This window comes from Variovorax sp. OK605 (assembly GCF_900115445.1).
GTDB lineage: Bacteria > Pseudomonadota > Gammaproteobacteria > Burkholderiales > Burkholderiaceae_C > Variovorax.
In genome coordinates, this window is sequence record NZ_FOWL01000005.1 from 234,667 (window position 1) to 253,919 (window position 19,253).

Here is a 19,253-nt window from a genome sequence, read left to right on the forward strand (position 1 = left end):
GCTTCGGGGCGGCGGCGTCCTTGCGCATCAGGCTGCGGCGGAGGCCGATTTGCACGGCGGCCGGCACATGATCAGGTACTCCGAATCGGTCACGGGCTCGCGGTGCGCGGCCTCGCGGCGAAAGCCCAGGCGCTCGTAGAACGGCACGCTGGGCGGCGTGAAGGTTTCCAGGAAACAGGGCACGCCCGCCGCATCGGCCTCGGCCAGCGTCGGCGCCAGCAGCCGGCCGCCCAGCCCGCGGCCTTGCGCGGCGGGCGCGATGCCCAGGATCGACAGGTACCAGGCGCCCTCGGGCACCGCCGCCGGTGCGCGCGCCGCCATGAACTCGACGATGCGATGGTAGTTGGCGTGGCCCAGCGGCCCGAGTGCTTCCGCGAGAAACGCGTTCTTGGCAGCCGACTCTGCCGCGTCCACGGCCGCTGCGCGCGGCAGCAGCCAGGCCGCGGCACCCAGTTCACGGTCTTGCGGCACCAGGCAACGGCCGGTGCGTTGGGCCTCGCCCAGCGAGTAGGCGAAGTACGAGGCCAGCACGGCCTTGCGCCGCGGCATGTCGTGTGCGAAGTCGGCGGAGATCGCCAAGTAGAAGGGATCGACGATCAGCGCGTCGGCGAGTGCGGGCGTGGACAGGGGTTCGAGCGGCATTCGGAGCGTGCGGGGTGCACAGGGTGCATGGGGTTCGGGAGCAGGGGAGTCCGCACGATTCTAGGCAGCGGCCCCTTTTCCCCTTCTGGCCTTCGACGCTTGCTCAGTCGAGCGTGACCCCGCCGCTCAGGTTCAGCACCGCGCCGGTCATCGCACCGGCCCCGTCCGACGCGGCGAACAGCGCCGCGGCCGCGAGCTGGTCGAGCGACGGCAGGCGCTTCACCAGCAGGCCGGCCGGCTTGGCCGCCAGCATCTCCTCGACCGTGAGGCCCATGCCTTGCGCCACGGGGCGAAAGACTTCGTGGCTGTGCGAGCCGCCCAGGGCCGCCTCGGGAATGGCGTGCGAGCGGATGCACACCGTGCGGATGTTGAACGCCGCCAGCTCGCCCGCCATGTGGCGCGACAGCGCCTCCACGCCCGCGCAGGCCACCGCATGCCCGAGGTAGCCCGGCCCCGGCAGGCGCGAGGCCGGCGTCGACACCGACAGGATCACGCCGCCGCCGCGCCCCGCCATGTGCGGCGCCACGGCCTTGGCCGTGAGGAACGGGCTGCGCGTGTAGGCGTGCACGGGCAGGAAGTAGTCGTCCAGCGAAAGCGCCGACAGCGGCGTGCCCTGCACATGCACGACGCCGATGGCGTTGAGCGCGATGTCGATGCCGCCGGCGCGTTCGGCCACCGCCGCGGCGTGGCGCAGCATGGCCTGCTCGTCGAGCGCATCGACCACCGCCGCCTCGGCCTGGCCGCCGGCGGCCACCATGTCGCGCACCACCGCGTCGAGCCTGGCGCGGTTGCGGCCCGTGACGAACACCCGCGCGCCTTCGCGTGCAAAGGCGCGGGCCACCGCCGCCCCGATGGCGCCGCTGCCGCCGTGAACCACCACGCACCGTTGCTTGAATGCCTGTGACATCGTCTTTTCTCCTCGGTTTGCCGCCCGCGGCATGCGGGCGTTCCAGCCAAGGACGGACGGCGGCGGCGCGGTCCGACAACGCCGGCGCAATTTCTTCGGATTCTTTTTTCAGACCTGCGGAATGCGCGCCGCGATCGTGCCCGGGTCGTACCAGGTGACGGGCCGGATCTCGAACACGCCCGTCTCGAACGCCAGCCGGTGCGCCGCGTGTGTGGCGTCATCGAGCGTTTCGCACTCGACGATGTAGATGCCCATCAGCTGCTCCTTGGTCTCGGCGAACGGCCCGTCGGTCACCAGCGGGTGCAGGTCGCCGGCGCGGCGCACCGTGGTCGCCACGTCCGGCATCAGCCGCAGCACCATGCCGAGGCGGCCCTGCGCCTGCAGGTCGTCGCGCAGGTCGGTGTGGCGTTCGAGCATGTCCTCTTCGACGCCGGGCTCCCAGGCGGCCACCGCCGATTCGGAGCCGTAGATGAGGATGGAATAGAGCATGGTCTTCCTTTGCAGGCTGGGGGAGGTGAAGAGCGAGGTGAAGAGGGCGCGGGTTCAGTGCGGCGCGCCGGCGCGGTCGAGCATGCCGCGGATGTGCGCCGCCTCGGCCGCCGTGCGGGCCAGCGCGAGGGCGCGCGCAAAGGCCGCGCGGGCTTCCTCGCCCAGGCCGAGCTGCAGCAGCAGCGCGCCGCGCAAGCCGTGAAAGTGAAAGTAGCCGCCCAGCGCGTCGGCCAGCGGCTCGACCAGCGACAGCGCCACGCGCGGCCCGTGCAGCTTGTTCACGGCCACCGCGCGGTTCAGCGTGACGACCGGCGAGGGCTGCAGGGTTTCGAGCGCGGCGTAGAGGCGATCGATCTCGCCCCAGTCGGTGTCGTCGGCGCGCGCGGCCTGCGCGTGCGTGCCGGCAATGGCGGCCTGCAGCTGGTAGGGGCCCGGCCGTCGCTGGCGAAGCGCCGCCTCGGCCAGCGCCAGGCCTTCGCCGATGAGCGCGCGGTTCCACAGCGCGCGGTTCTGGTCTTCGAGCAGCACCACCAGGCCGCCGGCGTCGAGCCGCGCGCCGGCGCGCGCATGCTGCAGCAGGAGCAGGGCGGCCAGGCCCATGAGCTCGGGCTCGTCGGGGAACAGCGCCAGCAGCAGCCGCGCGAGCCGTATCGCCTCTTCGCACAGCGCGGCGCGCACATGCTCGGTGCCGCCGCTGGCCGCATAGCCTTCGTTGAACAGCAGGTAGACCGTGGTGCACACGGCGGCCAGCCGCTCGTCGCGCTCGCGCCGCCCCGGCGTGTCGAACGGAATGCCGGCCGAGGCCACGTGCTTCCTGGCGCGCGTGATGCGCTGCTCCATCGCGCTTTCGCCGACCAGGAAGGCGCGCGCGATCTCCCGCACCGACAGCCCCGAGACGATGCGCAACGCCAGCGCGATCTGCTGCGTGAGCGGCAGCGCGGGGTGGCAGCACACGAACAGCAGGCGCAGCACGTCGTCGCGGTAGTGCGCGTGGTCGAGCTGCTCGATGCGGGATGCCTCGCTGTCGCCGAAGGCGAGGGTGTGTGAGAGAGCGTCACTGTCTTCGTCGTCGGGCAGCGGCTCATGCCGGCTGCGCCGCCGCAGCTCGTCGACCCCCGCGTTGCGCCCCACGAAGATCAGCCACGCGAGCGGGTCGCGCGGCGGGCCGCCGGCGGGCCAGTGCTGCAGGGCGCGCAGGCAGGCCTCCTGGAAGGCTTCCTCGGCCGTGTCGAGCTCGCGGAAGCGGCGCAGCAACGCGGCCATCGCGCGCGGGCGCGATGCGGTCAGCGTGGTGGCGATCCAGGCGGTGTCGGTCATGCGAAGCGCTTGTCCCTCGTTCTTGCTCACCCAAGGACGAACGAGTATGCGTCGCACCGACACGCTCGGCAAAATAAGACGAGCAGTTTTCTAAATGTCCTTGAATAGAAATGGAACGCGCCAGATGACGTTTGCAATGAGTTGGGAAGAATGGGCCGCGCACGACGGCATCGGGCTGGCCGAGCGGGTCCGCAAGGGCGACGTGACGGCCGCCGAGCTGGCCGCGCAGGCCGCGGCCGGCATCGCCAAGGTCAACCCACAGCTCGACGCCGTGGTCGAGGTGTTCGGCGACGTGGTTGCCGACCCGCTGAAGGACGGCATGAACCCCGAGGGCGTGTTCGCCGGCCTGCCTTACCTGATGAAGGACCTGGGCCCGACGCTGAAGGGCCGCCTGCAGGAATTCGGCTCCGCCATGATGCAGGGCCAGCGCCCGGCGGCCGACAGCTTCCTCACGCAGCAGCTGCGCAAGGCCGGCCTGAACATCGTGGGCCGCAGCACCACGCCCGAGTTCGGCGTGTGCAGCTCGGTGGAGAACGCGTACAACGTCACGCGCAACCCGTGGGACCTCGACTACACCACCTGCGGCTCGTCGGCCGGCACCGCTGCCATCGTCGCCGCCGGTGTGCTGCCGCTGTCGCATGCCACCGACGGCGGCGGCTCCATCCGCATTCCGGCCGGCGTGAACGGCAACATCGGCCTGAAGGTGTCGCGCGGCGTGTTCTCGCTGGCACCCGGCTTGTCGGACCTGTCGGGGCTGGTGTCGATCCAGGGCTGCCACAGCCGCACCGTGCGCGACACGGCGGCCTTCGTCGACCACTGCCGCGGCGGCGCGCCGGGCGAGTTCATGCCTTTCTGGTCGCCGGCCGAGCCGTACAGCGAACTCATCAAGAGGGAGCCGGGCCGCCTGCGCATCGCGCTGTCGCACGAGTGGGGCGACTTCCGCGCCACGCCGCATTTCGTGGCCGAGCTGGAACGCGTGGGCAAGTTCCTCGAAGGGCTGGGGCACCACGTCGAATGGGTGCTGCCCGAGGTCGACTTCCAGACCGCCTTTGCCGCGCAGACCACCTGCTACATCAGCAACTTCGCGCAGGTCATCGACGGCCACCTGCACCGCCTCGGGCTGGCGCGTCCGCCGGCCGAGCTGCTGGAGCCGATCAACATCAAGATCTGGGAAGCCGGGCTGAACACCTCGTACACCGAGCGATCGAAGATGCAGGCCGTGTTCAACACCACCTCGCGCGCCTTCGGCGACTTCTTCCAGCGCTGGGACATCATCCTCACGCCGATCACCGCGCTGCCCACGCCCCGGGTCGGCACCAGCGAGTACCTGACGACCAGCACCAACCCGTCGGTGCACGACTGGTTCGCCAACCTGTGGCAGAACTTCGCGTACACGCCGCTGGCCAACCTGTGCGGCATGCCCGGCATCTCGCTGCCGATGGCCACGCAGGAGAACGGCATGCCGCTGGGCATCCAGGCGCAGGCGGCTCAGGCGAACGACGGCCTGCTGCTGCAACTGGCCGCGCAGATCGAGCGCGCGTTGGGCGGGAAGTGGAATGCGGGCGAGCGGCCCGGGGTGCATGTCACCGCCAAGTGACGTGAGGTGAAGCGGTGAGGTGCGAGCGAGGGGGCACCCGGCCCCTCGCATCGCATCCGCATCACATCAGGTTGCGCAGCGCCGCTTCCACCGCCGCGGCGGTCGCCAGCGGCTTTTCCATCGGGAACAGGTGGGTGCCGTCCATCATGGCGATGCGGCCCTTGGTGACCAGCTGCGTCATCGCCATGCCCACGCGCTTCATCTCGGCCGACTGGCGCCCGCCGATGAAGGCGGCCTTGCACTTGAGCGGGTGCGCGCGCAGCAGTGCACCCAGGTTGTGCGGCAGGGTGTTGTAGATGGCGGTCTCGACGTCGCGGTCGAAGCTCAGCGAGCGGGTGTCATCCGTATCGAAGGTACCGTGGTCGATGTAGTCGTGCAGCACCTGCTCGTCCCACTTCGCGAATGCCTTCTTGCTGCGGAAGTGCTCGAACACCGCCTCGCGGTGCTCCCAGCTGTTGCGCCGCTTGCGGCTGATGGCGCCGGGCGAGATGCTCTTCATGAGCGGCGTGCGCTTGACCACGTTGAGCGTGTTCGCGCGCCAGCCGCCGAGGATCGGCGAATCGATCAGCACCACGCCGCGTGCCAGCTCGGGGTGGCGTGCCGCGCACATCAGGCTCAGGAAGCCGCCGAGCGAATGGCCGATCAGGAACACCGGGGCGCCCGCGCGGTCGGCGCGTGCCTTGGCGAAGTCGGCCAGCTGCTGCACCAGGTGCGGCCAGTTGTCGGTGACGGGGTATTCCGGGTCGTGCCCGAACTTCTCGATGGCGTCGACCTCGAAGCCGCGGTTGCGCAGGCTGTCGAGAACGACGCGGTAGGTGCTGGCGGGGAAGCTGTTGCCGTGCGAGAAAACGACCGGGGGCATCATCGAGGCCGCCGCCGGGCCGCCCCAAGGCGGCCGAGCCTCCCCCTCGGGGGGTGGCGAAGCACACGAAGTGACAAGCCGGGGGGCTCCATTGCTCAGATCAGCTTTTCGTCGGGCGTGGAGATCTTGCGCAGCGCGCCGTGGCGCGTGGCGGGCATCTTCAGCGGATGCTCGGTATGGCTGTCGTCCCACACCGGGTCTTCGATGCTGTCGAACACCTCGCGCAGCTTCTGGCCCCAGCTGTTGTGCATCATGCGGTAGTAGGGGTTGTCGGCGTCGATGCAGATCACGCGGTCGGTCTCGAGCTTGTTGGCCTCGTACACCACCAGGTCCAGCGGCAGGCCGACCGACAGGTTCGACTTCATGGTCGAGTCCATCGACACCAGCGCGCACTTGGCGGCCTCGTCCAGCGGGGTCTCGGGCGTGAGCACGCGGTCGAGCACGGGCTTGCCGTACTTCGACTCGCCGACCTGGAAGTACGGCGTCTCGGTGGTGGCTTCGATGAAGTTGCCTGCCGCGTACACCAGGAACAGGCGCATGCCTTCGCCCTTGACCTGGCCGCCGAAGATGAAGGACACGTTGAAGTCGAGGCCCGCATGCTTGAGCGCCTCGGCGTCGCGGTCGTACACGTGGCGCACCGCCGAACCCAGCACGCGGGCGGCGTCGAACATGCTCTTGGCGTTCCAGATGGTGATGGGTTCGCCCTGCGAGCCGTCCTCGCGGGTTTCGCGCAGCTCCTCGATCTGGAGGATTTCGCGCACCGACTGCGAGATGCTCAGGTTGCCCGACGACAGCAGCACCATGACGCGGTCGCCCGGCTGCTCGTAGACGATCATCTTGCGGAAGGTGCTGATGTGGTCCACGCCCGCATTGGTGCGCGAGTCGGACAGAAACACCAGGCCGGCGTTGAGTTTGATGCCTACGCAGTAAGTCATGAGTTCATCTCGCATGAACAGTGCCCGGTCAGCCGGCGGCCTGTTCGCGTTTGTTCAATTTTTGAAGGGCGTACAAGGCGTCGAGCGCCTCGCGCGGGCTCATGGCATCGGGGTCTAGTGCAGCCAGGGCGGATTCTACGGCGCTGGCCATGGGGGTTTCGGCCACCGGAGGCGGTGCGAACAGGTCGACCTGTGCACGCGTTTGCGCGTGCTGCGACTCGAGCGCCTCCAGCGCCTGGCGCGCATGGTTGACCACCGCCGCGGGCATGCCCGCCAGGCGCGCCACCTGGATCCCGTAGCTCTTGCTGGCCGGGCCGGGCTGCATTTCGTGCAGGAACACGATGTCGCGGCCGGCTTCCGTGGCGCTCACGTGCATGTTCACCGCGCCGTGGTGCGTGGCCGGGAACTCGGTCAGCTCGAAGTAGTGCGTGGCGAACAGCGTGAAGGCCTTGCTGCGGTCGTGCAGCTGGGCCGCGATGCCCGCGGCCAGCGCCAGCCCGTCGAAGGTGCTGGTGCCGCGGCCGATTTCGTCCATCAGCACCAGCGACTGGGCCGTGGCGCTGTGCAGGATCTGCGCGGCCTCGGTCATCTCGAGCATGAAGGTCGACTGCGCATTGGCCAGGTCGTCCGCCGCGCCGATGCGGGTGTGAATGGCGTCGATGGGCCCGAGCCGGCAGGCGGCCGCCGGCACGTGCGAGCCGATGGAAGCCAGCAGCACCACGATGGCCACCTGGCGCATATACGTCGACTTGCCGCCCATGTTGGGGCCGGTGATGACCTGCATGCGCTGTTGCGGGCCGAGCTGCGTGTCGTTGGCGATGAAGCCACCCGACGACTTTTCGGCCAGCCGCGCCTCCACCACTGGGTGGCGCCCTTGCGAAATCTCGATGCAGGGGTGCGACACGAAGCTGGGCGCGCGCCAGTGCAGCGTGTGCGAGCGCTCGGCCAGCGCGCACAGCGCGTCCAGCGTGGCAATGCCGCCGGCCAGCTGCGTGAGCGCGGGCACCGAGGGCTGCAGCGCGTCGAGCAGCTGTTCGTAGAGCCACTTCTCGCGCGCCAGCGCGCGGTCTTGCGCGCTCAGGGCCTTGTCTTCGAAGGCCTTCAGCTCGGGCGTGATGAAGCGCTCGGCGTTCTTCAGCGTCTGGCGGCGGCGGTAGTTGTCGGGCACCTTCGAGAGCGCGCTCTGCGTCACCTCGATGTAGAAGCCGTGCACCCGGTTGAACTGCACCCGCAGGTTGCTGATGCCGGTGCGCTCGCGCTCGCTGACTTCGAGCTTCAGCAGGAAGTCGTCGCAGTTGTCGCTGATGGCGCGCAGCTCGTCGAGCTCGGCGTCGTGGCCGGTGGCGATCACGCCGCCGTCGCGCACCAGTGCGGACGGGTCGGGCTTGATGGCGCTCACCAGCAGGTCGGCGCAGCCGGGCGGCGGTGCCAGGCGCTCGGTGATGCGGCCCAGCAGTTCGGCGGACGCGGGCAGCAGGGGCGCCAGTTGCTCCGCTTTCGATAGCGCCAGGCGCAGCGCCAGCAGCTCGCGCGGGCGCACCTGGCGCAGCGCGATGCGCGCGGCGATGCGTTCCACGTCGCTGGTGTTCTTCAGTTGCTCGCGCAGCGTGCGCCAGGGCGCGGCCGTGCCGCCGAGCACCGTGGACTGCAGCGCGCCGATGGCTTCGAGCCGGGCCTGCGCCTCGGCGCGGTCGCGCCGGGGCGACAGCAGCCAGCGCTTGAGCAACCGGCTGCCCATGCCCGTCATGCAGGTGTCGAGCAGCGAGAACATGGTGGGCGACTCTTCGCCGCGCAGCGTCTGCACCAGCTCGAGGTTGCGCCGCGTGGTGGGCGGCAGCTCGATCAGGTCGCCGTCGCGCTCCACCGACAGGCGCTGCACGTGCGAGAGCGCGCGGCCTTGCGTGTGCTCGGCATAGCCCAGCAGCGCGGCCGCGGCGGCATGCGCGTTGGTGAGCGACTCGGCGTTCCATGCCGCCAGGCTGTTGCTGCCCATCTGCTCGCTGAGCTTGCGCTCGCCCAGGCCGCCGTCGAACTGCCACGCCGGGCGGATCGACAGCGTGAAAGGCGTGGCGCTGCGCGCGGCCTTCAGGCGTTGCTCGAAGGCGGGCGTCACTTCGGCGCTGTACAGCAGTTCGCTCGGCGCGATGCGGGCGATCCAGGTTTCCAGCGCGTCGGCCGGGCACTCGGCCAGCCGCAGCTCGGCGCCGGTCACGCTGAGCCAGGCCAGCCCGCAGAAATTGCGCGTGCCCGCGTGCACCGCGAGCAGCAGAGATTCGCTCTTGTCGCTGAGCAGTTCCGAATCGGTCAGCGTGCCGGGCGTGACCACGCGCATCACCTTGCGCTCGACCGGCCCCTTGCTCGCGCCGACCTCGCCCACCTGTTCGCAGATGGCGACCGACTCACCCAGCTTGATGAGGCGGCCCAGGTAGGTGTCGACCGCATGGAAGGGCACGCCACACATCACCACCGGCTGGCCGGCCGACTGGCCGCGCTGCGTGAGCGTGATGTCGAGCAGGCGCGCGGCCTTTTCGGCATCGGCCCAGAACAGCTCGTAGAAATCGCCCATCCGGTAGAACAGCAGGGTGTCCGGATGGTCGGCTTTCAGGCCGAGGTACTGCGCCATCATGGGCGTGTGCCCGGAAAAGTCGCTGGTCGAGGGGGTGGGTTGGGCAGTCGTCGTTTTCACTCGGGCGATTATCGGGGACGGGCGGGGGGCTCAGCCGACGACCAGTTTGACCGGCTTGCCGATGCGGCTGAGCATTTCAACCAACGTGTCGATGGTGAACTTGGCTGTCTTCCTGTTCACCACGTCGGAAGCCCGGGGGCGGGAGACCATCAGGATTTCGGCAGCGTCGGCCTGTTTCAGGTGATGCTCCGCGATCCAGCTCGACGGCGCTTCCATGAGTTGCTGTTTCAGCAGCCGCGTGTCGTTGATCTGCTTTTGCGACGCGGCCTGCAAGCGCCGGGCTTCGGCCGGCGGAAAACCCAGCTCGAGGAAGATGTTGGCGCCGGGCTTGGTGACGTGGCGGACTGCGGTGTCGGTCTTCATGGTCAATTCTTTCTCGCCATTGTCGATAGAGCCCTGTCGCTTTCGCGTCGCGTGCTGCCTTCTCGCCCTTGCTTGCCGTGAACTTTGTGGCATCCCCATGCAGATCGACCGGATGGAGCCGCGTCAACCTCGCCGATCTGCGGGTCCATCGCCGCGCAGCCACAGCCCTAAAATCCACAAGCGCAAACCCCGCGTGAAGAAGAACAAGGCGCCCATGGCCCAGTTGGATGAACTCAAAGGCCCTGACGCGCACGCGCTGCCAGACACCGCCACCTTGCCGGCCGAACTCGCGGCGCTGTACCTGTGCATGTCGCCGGCCGAGCTTGCGGACCTGCGCAAGTCGAAGCGGCCCGAGCGCGCGAGCAGCAACCCGTCGGTCATCCGGCCCGTGGAAGGCAGCGCAGCGAACCCCAAGGACCCGCTGCTCTACAACGTCGGCACCTTGCGCGATTTTGCGAAGGCGCACCCCGCGCCTTCGGCCTTCGACACCGCACTGAACACCGGCATGCAAGCCTGGGTCTCGGCCAAGCTGCCTTTCTTCGCCGAGCGCGAACCGCGCATCAAGCGCGGCAAACGCGTGCTGATCGGCGGCGCCTGGGACCGGGCGGACCCGCTGCGCGAGCAGCGCTTCGTCGACCTGGCGAAGGGCCGCATCCGCTTCGCATCGCTCACCTGCGCCGAAGCCGCATCGAGCCTGTGGGCCGACGTGGCGAGCCACGCCGCGTTCGCCGAAAAGGGCCTGGCCCTGCTCAGGAGCGAGACGCAGGCCATCGAGACCGCGCTGGCCGCCACCGCGCAGCTGGCCGCGGCCGACCCCCAGGACTGACCGAGGACGCGTAGCAATGCTGATCAACTGCGTAGCCTACGAAAACGGTTCGAAACTGGCCGACATCACCGTCGACGACATCAGCGAATACATCACCCGGCCGGGGTGCTTCGTGTGGGTGGCGCTGAGCGACCCGAGCAACGAAGAGCTCGACCACATGCAGATGGAGTTCGGCCTGCACCCGCTGGCGGTCGAGGACGCGCACCACGGCCACCAGCGCCCGAAGGTGGAGGAGTACGGCGACTCGCTCTTCGTGGTCATGCACCTGGTCGAGCCCTCCCCCGAGGGCGAGCACTGCACCAACGTGGGCGAGGTCGACGTGTTCGTGGGCAGCAACTACGTGCTGTCGGTGCGCAACCGCAGCAAGCAGGGCTTCCTGGGCGTGCGCGAACGCTGCGAGCGCGAGCCCGAGCTGCTGCGCCACGGCGCGGGCTTCGTGCTGTATGCGCTGATGGACGCGGTGGTCGACCGCTACTTTCCGGTGATCGACGCGCTCGAGGTGGAGCTGGAAAGCATCGAGCAGCAGATCTTCGGCCAGGGCGGCGCGGCGCGCGACAAGATCAAGCAGCTGTACGACCTGAAGCGGCGCAGCATGATCCTCAAGCGCGCGGTGGCGCCGCTGCTGGAGGCGGCCGGCAAGATGCATGGCGGGCGGGTGCCGCAGGTCTGCATGAGTTCGCAGGAGTACTTTCGCGACGTGGGCGACCACCTGGGGCGCATCAACGGCTCGATCGACGCCATGCGCGACACCATCGGCACGGCGATCCAGGTGAACCTGTCGATGGTGACCATCGAGGAGAGCGAGGTCACCAAGCGGCTCGCGGCCTGGGCCAGCATCTTCGCTGTGTGCACCGCGTTCGCGGGCATCTGGGGCATGAACTTCGAGAACATGCCGGAGCTGAAATTCCGCTACGGTTATGCGGTGGCGCTGGGGCTCATCGTCAGCACCTGCGGCTACCTGTACTACCGGTTCCGGCGCGCCGGCTGGTTGTGAGAGCAGGTGCAAGGGCGGGTTGCAAGGGCAGGTTGCAAGGGCAGGGCCTGCCGCCGACCCTTGCTAATTCCAAACTAATAAACATGTAGATAATCAAGTCCCTTATGAAAAGGGACTTCACCCAGCGTTTCGGCTTCCTCGTCAAGAGCGTGGGCAAGCTCTACAGCGAAGAGTTCGACCGCCTCGCGCGCGAACGCATCGGCCTCACCAGTGCACAGTGCCGCCTGCTGGGCGCACTGGCCATGCACGGCGACCCGGACGAGGTCGAGCCGCTCTCTCAGGCCGAACTTGCGCAGCGGCTCGACCTCACGCCCATGGCCGTGGCCGGCCTGTGCGACCGCATGGCCGCCGCCGGCTGGATCCGCCGCGAACCCAGCGCCACGGACCGCCGCGTCAACAAGATCCACCTGCAGCCCAGCGCCGAGAAGGCGCTCGACGCGGCCCTGAGCATCAGCGACGGGCTCAACGCGCGCGTGATGGCGGTGCTGACGCCGCCCGAACGCGCGCAGCTGCTGAGCCTGCTGGGCAAGGTGCATGGCAGCCTGGTGGAGATCACCTCCGGCACGGGGCCGAAGCCATGAGCGTCGCACCCGGAACCACCGTGCCGCACAAGGGCATGATCACCATCTCGATCATGCTGGCGACCATCATGCAGGCGCTGGACACGACGATCGCCAACGTCGCCTTGCCCCACATGCAGGGCAGCCTGCAGGCCTCGCAGGACCAGATCACCTGGGTGCTCACCTCGTACATCGTGGCCTCGGCCATCGCGCTGCCGCTCACGGGCTGGCTGTGCGGCCACTGGGGGCGGCGGCGCGTGTTCATCATCTCGGTGATCGGTTTCACGGTGGCCTCGGCGCTGTGCGGGCTGGCCACCTCGCTGGTCGGCATCGTGGCGGCGCGCCTGCTGCAGGGCATCTTCGGCGCGGCGCTGGTGCCGCTGTCGCAGGCGGTGCTGCTGGACATCAACCCGCGCGAGAAGGTCGGCCAGGCCATGGCCATCTGGGGCGCGGGCATCATGGTCGGGCCCATCCTCGGGCCGCTGCTGGGCGGCTGGCTCACCGAGAACTTCGACTGGCGCTGGGTGTTCTTCATCAACCTGCCGGTGGGCATCTTTGCCTTCTGGGGCATCGCGCGCTACCTGCCCGAGAGCCGGCCGCAGGGCGAGAAGCTCGACATCTTCGGCTTCGTCACGCTGAGCCTGGCCATCGGCATGCTGCAGCTGTTCCTGGACCGCGGCGAGCAGCTCGACTGGTTCGACTCGTGGGAAATCAAGCTCGAGGCGGCCGCCGCGCTGGTGGCCTTCGGCTTCTTCGTGGTCCACACCTGGACGGTGCAGGGCGTGTCGTTCTTCGACCGCGACCTGCTCAAAGACCGCAACTTTGTCACCGGCCTGCTGTTCGCGTTCATCGTCGGCATGATCCTGTTCGCGACCATGGCGCTGCTGCCCAACTTCCTGCAGGGGCTGATGGGCTATCCGGTGATCTACACCGGGGAGGTGACCGCGCCGCGCGGCGTGGGCACGATGATCGCGATGATCATCGTGGGCCGGCTGGTGCAGCGCATCGACGTGCGCGCCATCATGGCGGTGGGCTTCGGCCTCACGGCCTTCTCGCTGTACCAGATGACGCGGCTCACGCTGCAGATGGACAGCAGCCTGATCATTCTTTCTGGCTTCATCCAGGGGCTGGGCATCGGCTTCACCTTCGTGCCGCTGTCGACCGCCACCTTCGCCACGCTGGCGCCGCGCCTGCGCAACCAGGGCACGCCCATCTTCAGCCTGCTGCGCAACATCGGCAGCAGCGTGGGCATCTCGATCGTTCAGGCGCTGCTGACCGAAGGCTCGAGCAAGGCGCATGCGCAGATCGCCTCGACCGTGGCGCCGGGCAACCCCGCGCTGGCCACGCTGCCGCAGATCATGTCGCCCGACACCTTGAGCGGCCTGGCGCTGCTGAATGCGGAGGTGACGCGGCAGGGCGCGCTGATCGGCTACCTGGACGACTTCGCGATCATGATGATCATCACGGTGCTGGCGATTCCGCTGCTGTTGCTCATCAAGAGCCCGCGACGCAATGCCGCGGCATCGGGGCCTGCCGAAGTGCCGCACTGAGGCGGTATCTCTTCCTCCCCCGCTTGAGGGAGGTCGGGGTGGGGGCTGACGGCGTATCGATCACCGTCGGCGGTGGATGCGCCGCTTGCCCCCATCCCAGCCTTCCCCCGGGAGGGGAAGGAGCAGGACTCACATTACTCGTCGTGCGAATCGTGCGTGGCCACCGCACCGCGGCGCCAGTAGCCCGAGGCCCGCGTCCACTTCGGGTTCGCGCCGCGCTCGCCCACCAGGTGCGCGCGCAGCGCCTTGGCAATGGCCGACTCGCAACCCACCCACGCATGGAAATCGCCGGCCGGCAGCTTGGCGGCCTTCAGCGCATCGACCAGCACGGCACTCGTGCCCGGCTCGGCGCCGCGGCGGTGCACCCATTGCAGCGTGAGCTCGGCCTGCGTCTCGAACGGAATCTCGTCGGCTTCGCTGTCGACTTCCGCCAGCACCACCGCGCGCGCACCGGCGGGCAGCTCGGCCAGGCGGCGCGCGATGGCGGGCAGGGCGGTGTCGTCGCCGATCAGCAGGTGCCAGTCGAATTCGGTCGGCACGATGAACGAGCCGCGCGGGCCGCCCACGCCAAGGGTGTCGCCGGGCTTGGCCTGCTCGGCCCACTGCGTGGCGGGGCCGGCGTCGTGCAGCGCGAAGTCGATCTCCAGCGTGCCGGCCTTGGCGTCGTGGCGGCGCGGCGTGTAGTCGCGCATGGTCGGGCGGCCGCTTGCGGGCCACACCGGGCCGTCGGGGCCGGCGGTGGGCAGCGTGAGCTTGCCGGTGACGGCGTCGGGAAAGAAGATCTTCGCGTGGTCGTCGAAGCCCAGGCTGGTGAAGCCCGCGAGGTCGTCGCCCGCGAGGGCGACGCGAATCAGGTGCGGCGTGACGCGCTGCACGGTCTTCACCGTGAGCTGGCGAAAGCGCAGGTCGTGGCGCACCCGGCGCGGCGTGCGGTCGGGGGCGGTGGAAGCAGATGAAGTGCTGAAGTCAGTCATTGCATGAGTCCTGGGTGAGCAGGGCGGGTTGAGATGGGGGAGGCGCAGCAGCCAGGGTGGCGGCCGGGGTGGCCACGGCGGGCATGGCGGGCAGGCTGCGCAGGAAGTCGATGTCCAGCGGCTGCGGCGTGCCCAGCCACAGCGCGCGGTGTTCGTGGTCGCCGGCCTCGTCGCCGGTGAGCGGATGCACGAGCACGTCGAGGCCTTGCCGGTTGAGCATCAGCCAGGGCACCACATGGTCGAACTGGCCGAGCGTGAAGCCGATCTGGTAGGAGCCCTTGGGGTGCGGCCCGCCCGGCTCGTCGTGGAAGCCACCCACCCGCACGTCGAAGCATCCGGTGAGCGCGTGCCGCACCGCGCGTGCGGTGGCGCGCGTGTCGGGGTCGAAGTAGACGTGGGCGTGGTAGCCCCTGATCGCGGCGATGTTGTGCAGCATGGCGAGGCAGGCAGCTCAGGCAAGGAGAGTGGGTTCGGCAACAGGCCCGGCAAGAGGCTCAGATCTTCTCGATCTGCTGCGCGGCGCTGTCGAGCACGGCCGCGAAGTCGTGCGCCTGCTGCTCGGTCATCGGCGCGCCCGACAGGCGCATGCGCATCGCGAGCTTGAGGTTCTCGATGGCGCGCGTCACCTGTGGCGGGCGTCCGCCGCGCGGGCCGGCGCCGTCGACGCCGCCGCTCATGCGGGCCATCATGGCGTCGGCCATTTCGCGGTTGGCCGCCAAGAACTCCTGGCCGCTGGCCGTGATGCTGTAGCGCTTGCGCCCGCCGCCGTCGGCGGTTTCCACGCTGAGGTAGCCGAGCTCCTCGAGCAGCGTGAGCGTGGGGTAGACCACGCCGGGGCTGGGCGCGTAGCTGCCGCCGAGGCGGTCTTCGATGGCCTTGATGAGCTCGTAGCCGTGGGCCGGCTTGTCGGCGATGAGCTGCAGCAGCACGAAGCGCAGGCCGCCGTGGCCGAACACGCGGCCGCCGCCTCCGCCGCCGCGCCCGCCACGGTGTCCGCGGCCGCCGGAAAGGCCGTCTTCATGCTCGCCGCGGGCGGTGCGGCAGTGGTGGTGGTCGAGGTGGAAATGTCTCATGGTGGGTGTCCTGTCTGGTGTGTATCTGAACTATTTTAGATATATCTAAAACAAAGTCAAATAGATACACCTGGGACGTCTCCGTCCCACGGACACCCGCCGGTTCAGGCGGCCACGGCCCGGTGCTCGCTCAGGTGCGCCAGCGCCAGTGCCTCGCCGATGTGCGACATCTGCACGGCGGCGGCTTCGGCCGAGCCTTCCGCCGCGTCGACCACGCGTTCGAACATCTGCATTTCGTAAGTGCCCACGGCGGCGGCCCAGTCGCCTTGCGCGCCGAGCTGGGCGGCCAGTTCGACGGCGTCGCGCATCGCGGCGTTCACGCCTTCGCCGCCGAAGGGCGACATCACATGCGCCGCGTCGCCCAGCAGCGTCAGCCCGCGCCGGTGCGTCCAGCAATGGCCGACCGGCAGTGCATGGATCGGGCGTGAAACGAAGTTGTCGTTGCTGGCGCGAAAGAGGTCTGTCACCGCATCGGCATAGCCCGCGAACTCCGCCAGCAACGCGCTGCGCACCGACGCGGGCGAGGCGAAGTCGAAGCGCTGCGCTGCCCAGTCCGCCGGCACGCGGAAGATCGCGTAGCCGCGAATGTGCGCGTTGCCGTTGCGCTGCACGATGATTTCCTTGCCGTCGCCTTGCACCTCCAGCTTGCCCCGGCCCACCAGTTGCGCCAGTGCCGGGTGGCTGCGATCGACGTCGTCGATGCCGAACTCGATGAACGTGAGGCCGCTGTACTGCGGCTTGTACGGCGACAGCAGCGGCCGCACGCGCGACCAGGCGCCGTCCGCGCCCACCACCAGGTCGAACGGGCCGGCCTCGCCGTTTTCGAACAGCAGGTTCCAGCGCCCGCCTTCCTGCAGCCGCAGGTCGCGCAGCGCATGGCCCCACTGCACGCATTCGGCGGGCAGCGAGGCCAGCAGCATCTCGCGCAGCGCGGTGCGGTCGACCTCGGGGCGGTTGCCGGCGCCCGCGTCGGGTTCCTCGAACAGCACGCGGGCGGCCTTGTCGAGCAGCCGGGAGCCTTGGTCGTCGTAGCGCGCGATGCGCTGGAACTCGCTGGCCAGGGCGGCGCGCTGCACGGCCAGCAGGCCCGAGTCTTCGTGCAGGTCGAGCGTGCCGCCCTGCGGCCGCGCGAGCGGGCTTGCCTCGCGCTCGAACACGGTGGCATGGATGCCGGACAGGTGAAGCAGGCGCGCCAGCGTGAGCCCGCCGGGGCCGGCGCCGACGATGGCGATGCGGGACGGGGTGAGGGAAGCGGGAGGCATGGAAGACGTGGAAGACGTGGAAGACGTGGAAGACGTGGAAGACGTGGAAGACGTGGAAGACGTGGACAGGCGGGGCATTCGAAAGGCTCCATGAAGGATAGGTTCCTATTTATATTAGCATAGGAGCCTATGAAGATAGAATGCCTCGCATGACCGACACGCACGACTCCAGCCCCTTGCGGCTCATCGGCCGCATCACGCGCGGCTTCACGCGCATTGCCGACGGCGGGCTGCGCGAGTTCGGCTTTGCGGTGGGCCAGTTGCCGGTGCTGGTGTCGCTCAAGAAGCGCAAGGCGCTGTCGCAGGCCGAGCTCGCGCGCATCGCGCAGGTGGAGCAGCCCAGCATGGCGCAGCTGCTGGCCCGCATGGAGCGCGACGGCCTGGTCGAGCGCGTGGCCGACCCCGACGACGGCCGCAGCCGCCTGATCTCGCTCACGCCGCTGGCCGCCAAGCGCCTGCCCAAGGCCAAGGCGCTGATGGACGCGCACGCGCAGGACGCGCTCGCGGGCTTCTCGGCGGATGAGGTCGCGCAGCTCGCGGCGCTGCTGGAGCGGCTCAACGCGAACGTCGAGCGCATGGGCGGAGGCTAGGGCCGCCTGCGCGTCTTATCGCGCTGCGGTGGCGGTGGCCGGCGCGTTCTTCTGGTCCGCGTCGGTCAGCGTGCGCAGGAACGCCGCCACGTCGCGGATTTCCGCCTCCGTCAGCGCCGGCTTGCCGCCGCGCTTCTGGCCGAAGGGCGCGTCGGTGTTGAGGTTGGCGTGGTACTGCTCGGGCAGGTCGTCGTACTGCTGCACGATGCCTTTGCCCGAATGCGCGTACCAGCGCTCGGGCGCCGTGTCGCGCTGCGCGTAGAAGCGGATCGCCTGCTCCAGCGAGTGGAACACCCCGTTGTGGAAGAAGCTCTGGCGCACCGCCACGTTGCGCAGCGTGGGCGTGCGGAACAGGCCGCAGTACTCGGGGTGGTCCTTCATGTCGGTGCGGTAGGGGCCGCACAGGCCGAGGTCGTAAAACGCCGGGTCCGCGTTGGCCTTCAGCTTGCGGTTGCGCGGCACGCCGAGCGCAATCAGGCCGTAGTCGGTGAAGAACGGAAACGCGCCGTCCTGCGTGCGCTCGCTGATGTGGCACGACGCGCAGTTGCCCTTGTCCTCGTCGTTGAACACGCGCAACCCGCGCGCTTCGGCCGCGCTGAGCCTGGCCTGGCCGCGCAGCACCGCGTCGTACTTGCTGGTGAACGGATAGAAGTCCTTCGGCGACTGCTGGAACACCTCCAGCGCGAGGCCCGCGGCCTTGAAGGCGGCGTCGGGGGTCTTGAACACGTCGTCGCCGAAGGCCTTGCGCAGGTCGCCGGCGTAGGCCGCGCGCTCGAGCTTGGCCGACACGTCCGCCACCGACGCGTTGGCCATCTCGGCGGGGGATAGAAGCGGCATGGCCGCCTGCTCGTGCGCGGAGCCGGCGCGGCCGTCCCACATGTGGCCGCCGGTGGGGCCGGCGTCGATGCTGTCGTCGCCGTCGTTGTCGTGGTGGTGCTCGGTGAAGGCGGCCAGCGTTTCCAGGTAGCGCAGCGAGGGCGCGGCGCGCGGGCCTTGCTGCTTGCCGTCGGCGCCGCCGAGCTGCACCGACAGCGCGTTCGGCGGACCGAAGGCGTGCTGCGGGTCGTGGCAGCTCGCGCACGAGGCCTTGCCCGTGGCCGAGAGGCTGCCGTCGAAGAAGATGCGCCGGCCGATCTCGGTGAGCTGCGCGGCGCTCGGTTGCGGGCGGCCGGGCACGAGGGCGTAGGTGGCGCCGACGTAGGCCGGCTGGGCCGGTGGTGCGGCGGATGGTGCCGCTGCTGGCGTTGCTGGCGTTGGGGCGGCTTGCGGTGCCGGCGCGGGTGTCGACGCGGTCAATGCGTCAGGCGCGGCGCGCCCGCAAGCGGCCAGCACGCCGCACAGCAGGGGAACCGCGGCCAGCAGGGCCAGGCGGCGAAAGAGTCGGGTCGTCGGGGGCACGTGGAGAAAAAGTGTGCGGGCAGGGCCGCGGGGCAGCCGACGAGGATCGGTTTCGCGCATGTCAGCGGCGTGACATGCGCAGGGGGATTTCTTAGCCCTGAATTAGCGCATCGGATGTAGCACGAATTGCAACATGGCTGTCATGCGCCACGCAGAGCATCACGCCGCCCGACCACCGGTCTGGTTCATCCACACCTCATAACACCACACATGATGACCCCCTCCCAA

General features: G+C 69.3%; 19 protein-coding genes. 6 read left to right on the forward strand and 13 right to left on the reverse strand.

The annotated features are described in order from the left end of the window. Positions 1–27: 27 nt before the first annotated feature. From BM013_RS15375 to BM013_RS15390, 4 genes are all read right to left on the reverse strand, one after another. Entirely contained in the window at positions 28–642 is a 615-nt protein-coding gene (locus BM013_RS15375; protein ID WP_093128443.1) for a GNAT family N-acetyltransferase, read from the reverse strand. A 103-nt stretch (positions 643–745) separates the two neighbouring features. Beyond that, on the reverse strand, positions 746–1,549 hold the full coding sequence (locus BM013_RS15380) for an SDR family NAD(P)-dependent oxidoreductase (RefSeq protein ID WP_093128445.1): 804 nt from the start codon (positions 1,547–1,549) through the stop codon (positions 746–748). Between the two features lie 108 nt (positions 1,550–1,657). Then, positions 1,658–2,038 carry a YciI family protein gene (locus BM013_RS15385; RefSeq protein WP_093128446.1) on the reverse strand — a complete coding sequence of 127 codons (381 nt, stop codon included), beginning with the start codon at positions 2,036–2,038 and terminating at the stop codon, positions 1,658–1,660. Positions 2,039–2,092: 54 nt separating this feature from the next. Then, positions 2,093–3,355, reverse strand: a complete 1,263-nt coding sequence (locus BM013_RS15390; RefSeq protein WP_093128448.1) for an RNA polymerase sigma factor — start codon at positions 3,353–3,355, stop codon at positions 2,093–2,095. Positions 3,356–3,491: 136 nt separating this feature from the next. Between BM013_RS15390 and BM013_RS15395 the strand changes: the two genes are divergently transcribed. Beyond that, a complete protein-coding gene (locus BM013_RS15395) occupies positions 3,492–4,952 on the forward strand; it encodes an amidase (protein ID WP_256221517.1) in 1,461 nt (486 codons plus the stop codon). Positions 4,953–5,013: 61 nt separating this feature from the next. On the opposite strand, the gene BM013_RS15400 is transcribed toward BM013_RS15395, so the two are convergent. From BM013_RS15400 to BM013_RS15415, 4 genes are all read right to left on the reverse strand, one after another. Then, a complete protein-coding gene (locus BM013_RS15400) occupies positions 5,014–5,814 on the reverse strand; it encodes an alpha/beta fold hydrolase (protein ID WP_093128726.1) in 801 nt (266 codons plus the stop codon). Positions 5,815–5,909: 95 nt separating this feature from the next. Beyond that, the gene (locus tag BM013_RS15405) at positions 5,910–6,749 is read right to left on the reverse strand and encodes a proteasome-type protease (RefSeq protein WP_093128451.1); all 840 of its coding nucleotides are present in this window, start codon (positions 6,747–6,749) and stop codon (positions 5,910–5,912) included. A gap of 28 nt (positions 6,750–6,777) precedes the next feature. After that, positions 6,778–9,375 carry a DNA mismatch repair protein MutS gene (gene mutS, locus BM013_RS15410; RefSeq protein WP_371280231.1) on the reverse strand — a complete coding sequence of 866 codons (2,598 nt, stop codon included), beginning with the start codon at positions 9,373–9,375 and terminating at the stop codon, positions 6,778–6,780. A gap of 90 nt (positions 9,376–9,465) precedes the next feature. Next, the gene (locus BM013_RS15415; protein WP_093128454.1) at positions 9,466–9,798 is read right to left on the reverse strand and encodes a helix-turn-helix domain-containing protein; all 333 of its coding nucleotides are present in this window, start codon (positions 9,796–9,798) and stop codon (positions 9,466–9,468) included. A gap of 214 nt (positions 9,799–10,012) precedes the next feature. Here BM013_RS15415 and BM013_RS15420 point away from each other — a divergent pair, with 214 nt between their 5' ends. From BM013_RS15420 to BM013_RS15435, 4 genes are all read left to right on the forward strand, one after another. Continuing rightward, on the forward strand, positions 10,013–10,624 hold the full coding sequence (locus BM013_RS15420; RefSeq protein ID WP_093128727.1) for a hypothetical protein: 612 nt from the start codon (positions 10,013–10,015) through the stop codon (positions 10,622–10,624). Between the two features lie 16 nt (positions 10,625–10,640). After that, positions 10,641–11,618, forward strand: a complete 978-nt coding sequence (locus BM013_RS15425; RefSeq protein ID WP_093128455.1) for a magnesium and cobalt transport protein CorA — start codon at positions 10,641–10,643, stop codon at positions 11,616–11,618. Between the two features lie 104 nt (positions 11,619–11,722). Then, a complete protein-coding gene (locus tag BM013_RS15430; protein ID WP_093128457.1) occupies positions 11,723–12,199 on the forward strand; it encodes a MarR family winged helix-turn-helix transcriptional regulator in 477 nt (158 codons plus the stop codon). Next, positions 12,196–13,728, forward strand: a complete 1,533-nt coding sequence (locus tag BM013_RS15435) for a DHA2 family efflux MFS transporter permease subunit (protein WP_093128458.1) — start codon at positions 12,196–12,198, stop codon at positions 13,726–13,728. Before BM013_RS15430 ends, BM013_RS15435 begins: the two co-directional genes overlap by 4 nt. A 134-nt stretch (positions 13,729–13,862) precedes the next feature. Here BM013_RS15435 and BM013_RS15440 read toward each other — a convergent pair whose 3' ends face one another. The 4 genes from BM013_RS15440 to BM013_RS15455 form a co-directional block, all read right to left on the reverse strand. Then, positions 13,863–14,702 carry a siderophore-interacting protein gene (locus tag BM013_RS15440; RefSeq protein WP_093128460.1) on the reverse strand — a complete coding sequence of 280 codons (840 nt, stop codon included), beginning with the start codon at positions 14,700–14,702 and terminating at the stop codon, positions 13,863–13,865. Beyond that, positions 14,695–15,138: a DOPA 4,5-dioxygenase family protein gene (locus BM013_RS15445; RefSeq protein ID WP_093128461.1), complete on the reverse strand. Its 444-nt coding sequence runs from the start codon at positions 15,136–15,138 to the stop codon at positions 14,695–14,697. Before BM013_RS15445 ends, BM013_RS15440 begins: the two co-directional genes overlap by 8 nt. A gap of 58 nt (positions 15,139–15,196) precedes the next feature. Continuing rightward, a complete protein-coding gene (locus tag BM013_RS15450) occupies positions 15,197–15,775 on the reverse strand; it encodes a PadR family transcriptional regulator (protein ID WP_093128463.1) in 579 nt (192 codons plus the stop codon). A gap of 104 nt (positions 15,776–15,879) precedes the next feature. Then, the gene (locus BM013_RS15455) at positions 15,880–17,037 is read right to left on the reverse strand and encodes an FAD-dependent oxidoreductase (protein WP_093128464.1); all 1,158 of its coding nucleotides are present in this window, start codon (positions 17,035–17,037) and stop codon (positions 15,880–15,882) included. Positions 17,038–17,186: 149 nt separating this feature from the next. Here BM013_RS15455 and BM013_RS15460 point away from each other — a divergent pair, with 149 nt between their 5' ends. Beyond that, on the forward strand, positions 17,187–17,627 hold the full coding sequence (locus BM013_RS15460; protein ID WP_093128466.1) for a MarR family winged helix-turn-helix transcriptional regulator: 441 nt from the start codon (positions 17,187–17,189) through the stop codon (positions 17,625–17,627). Between the two features lie 15 nt (positions 17,628–17,642). Here the strand turns inward: BM013_RS15460 and BM013_RS15465 are convergent, their stop codons facing one another. After that, positions 17,643–19,085 carry a cytochrome-c peroxidase gene (locus BM013_RS15465; RefSeq protein WP_093128467.1) on the reverse strand — a complete coding sequence of 481 codons (1,443 nt, stop codon included), beginning with the start codon at positions 19,083–19,085 and terminating at the stop codon, positions 17,643–17,645. Positions 19,086–19,253 lie beyond the last annotated feature (168 nt).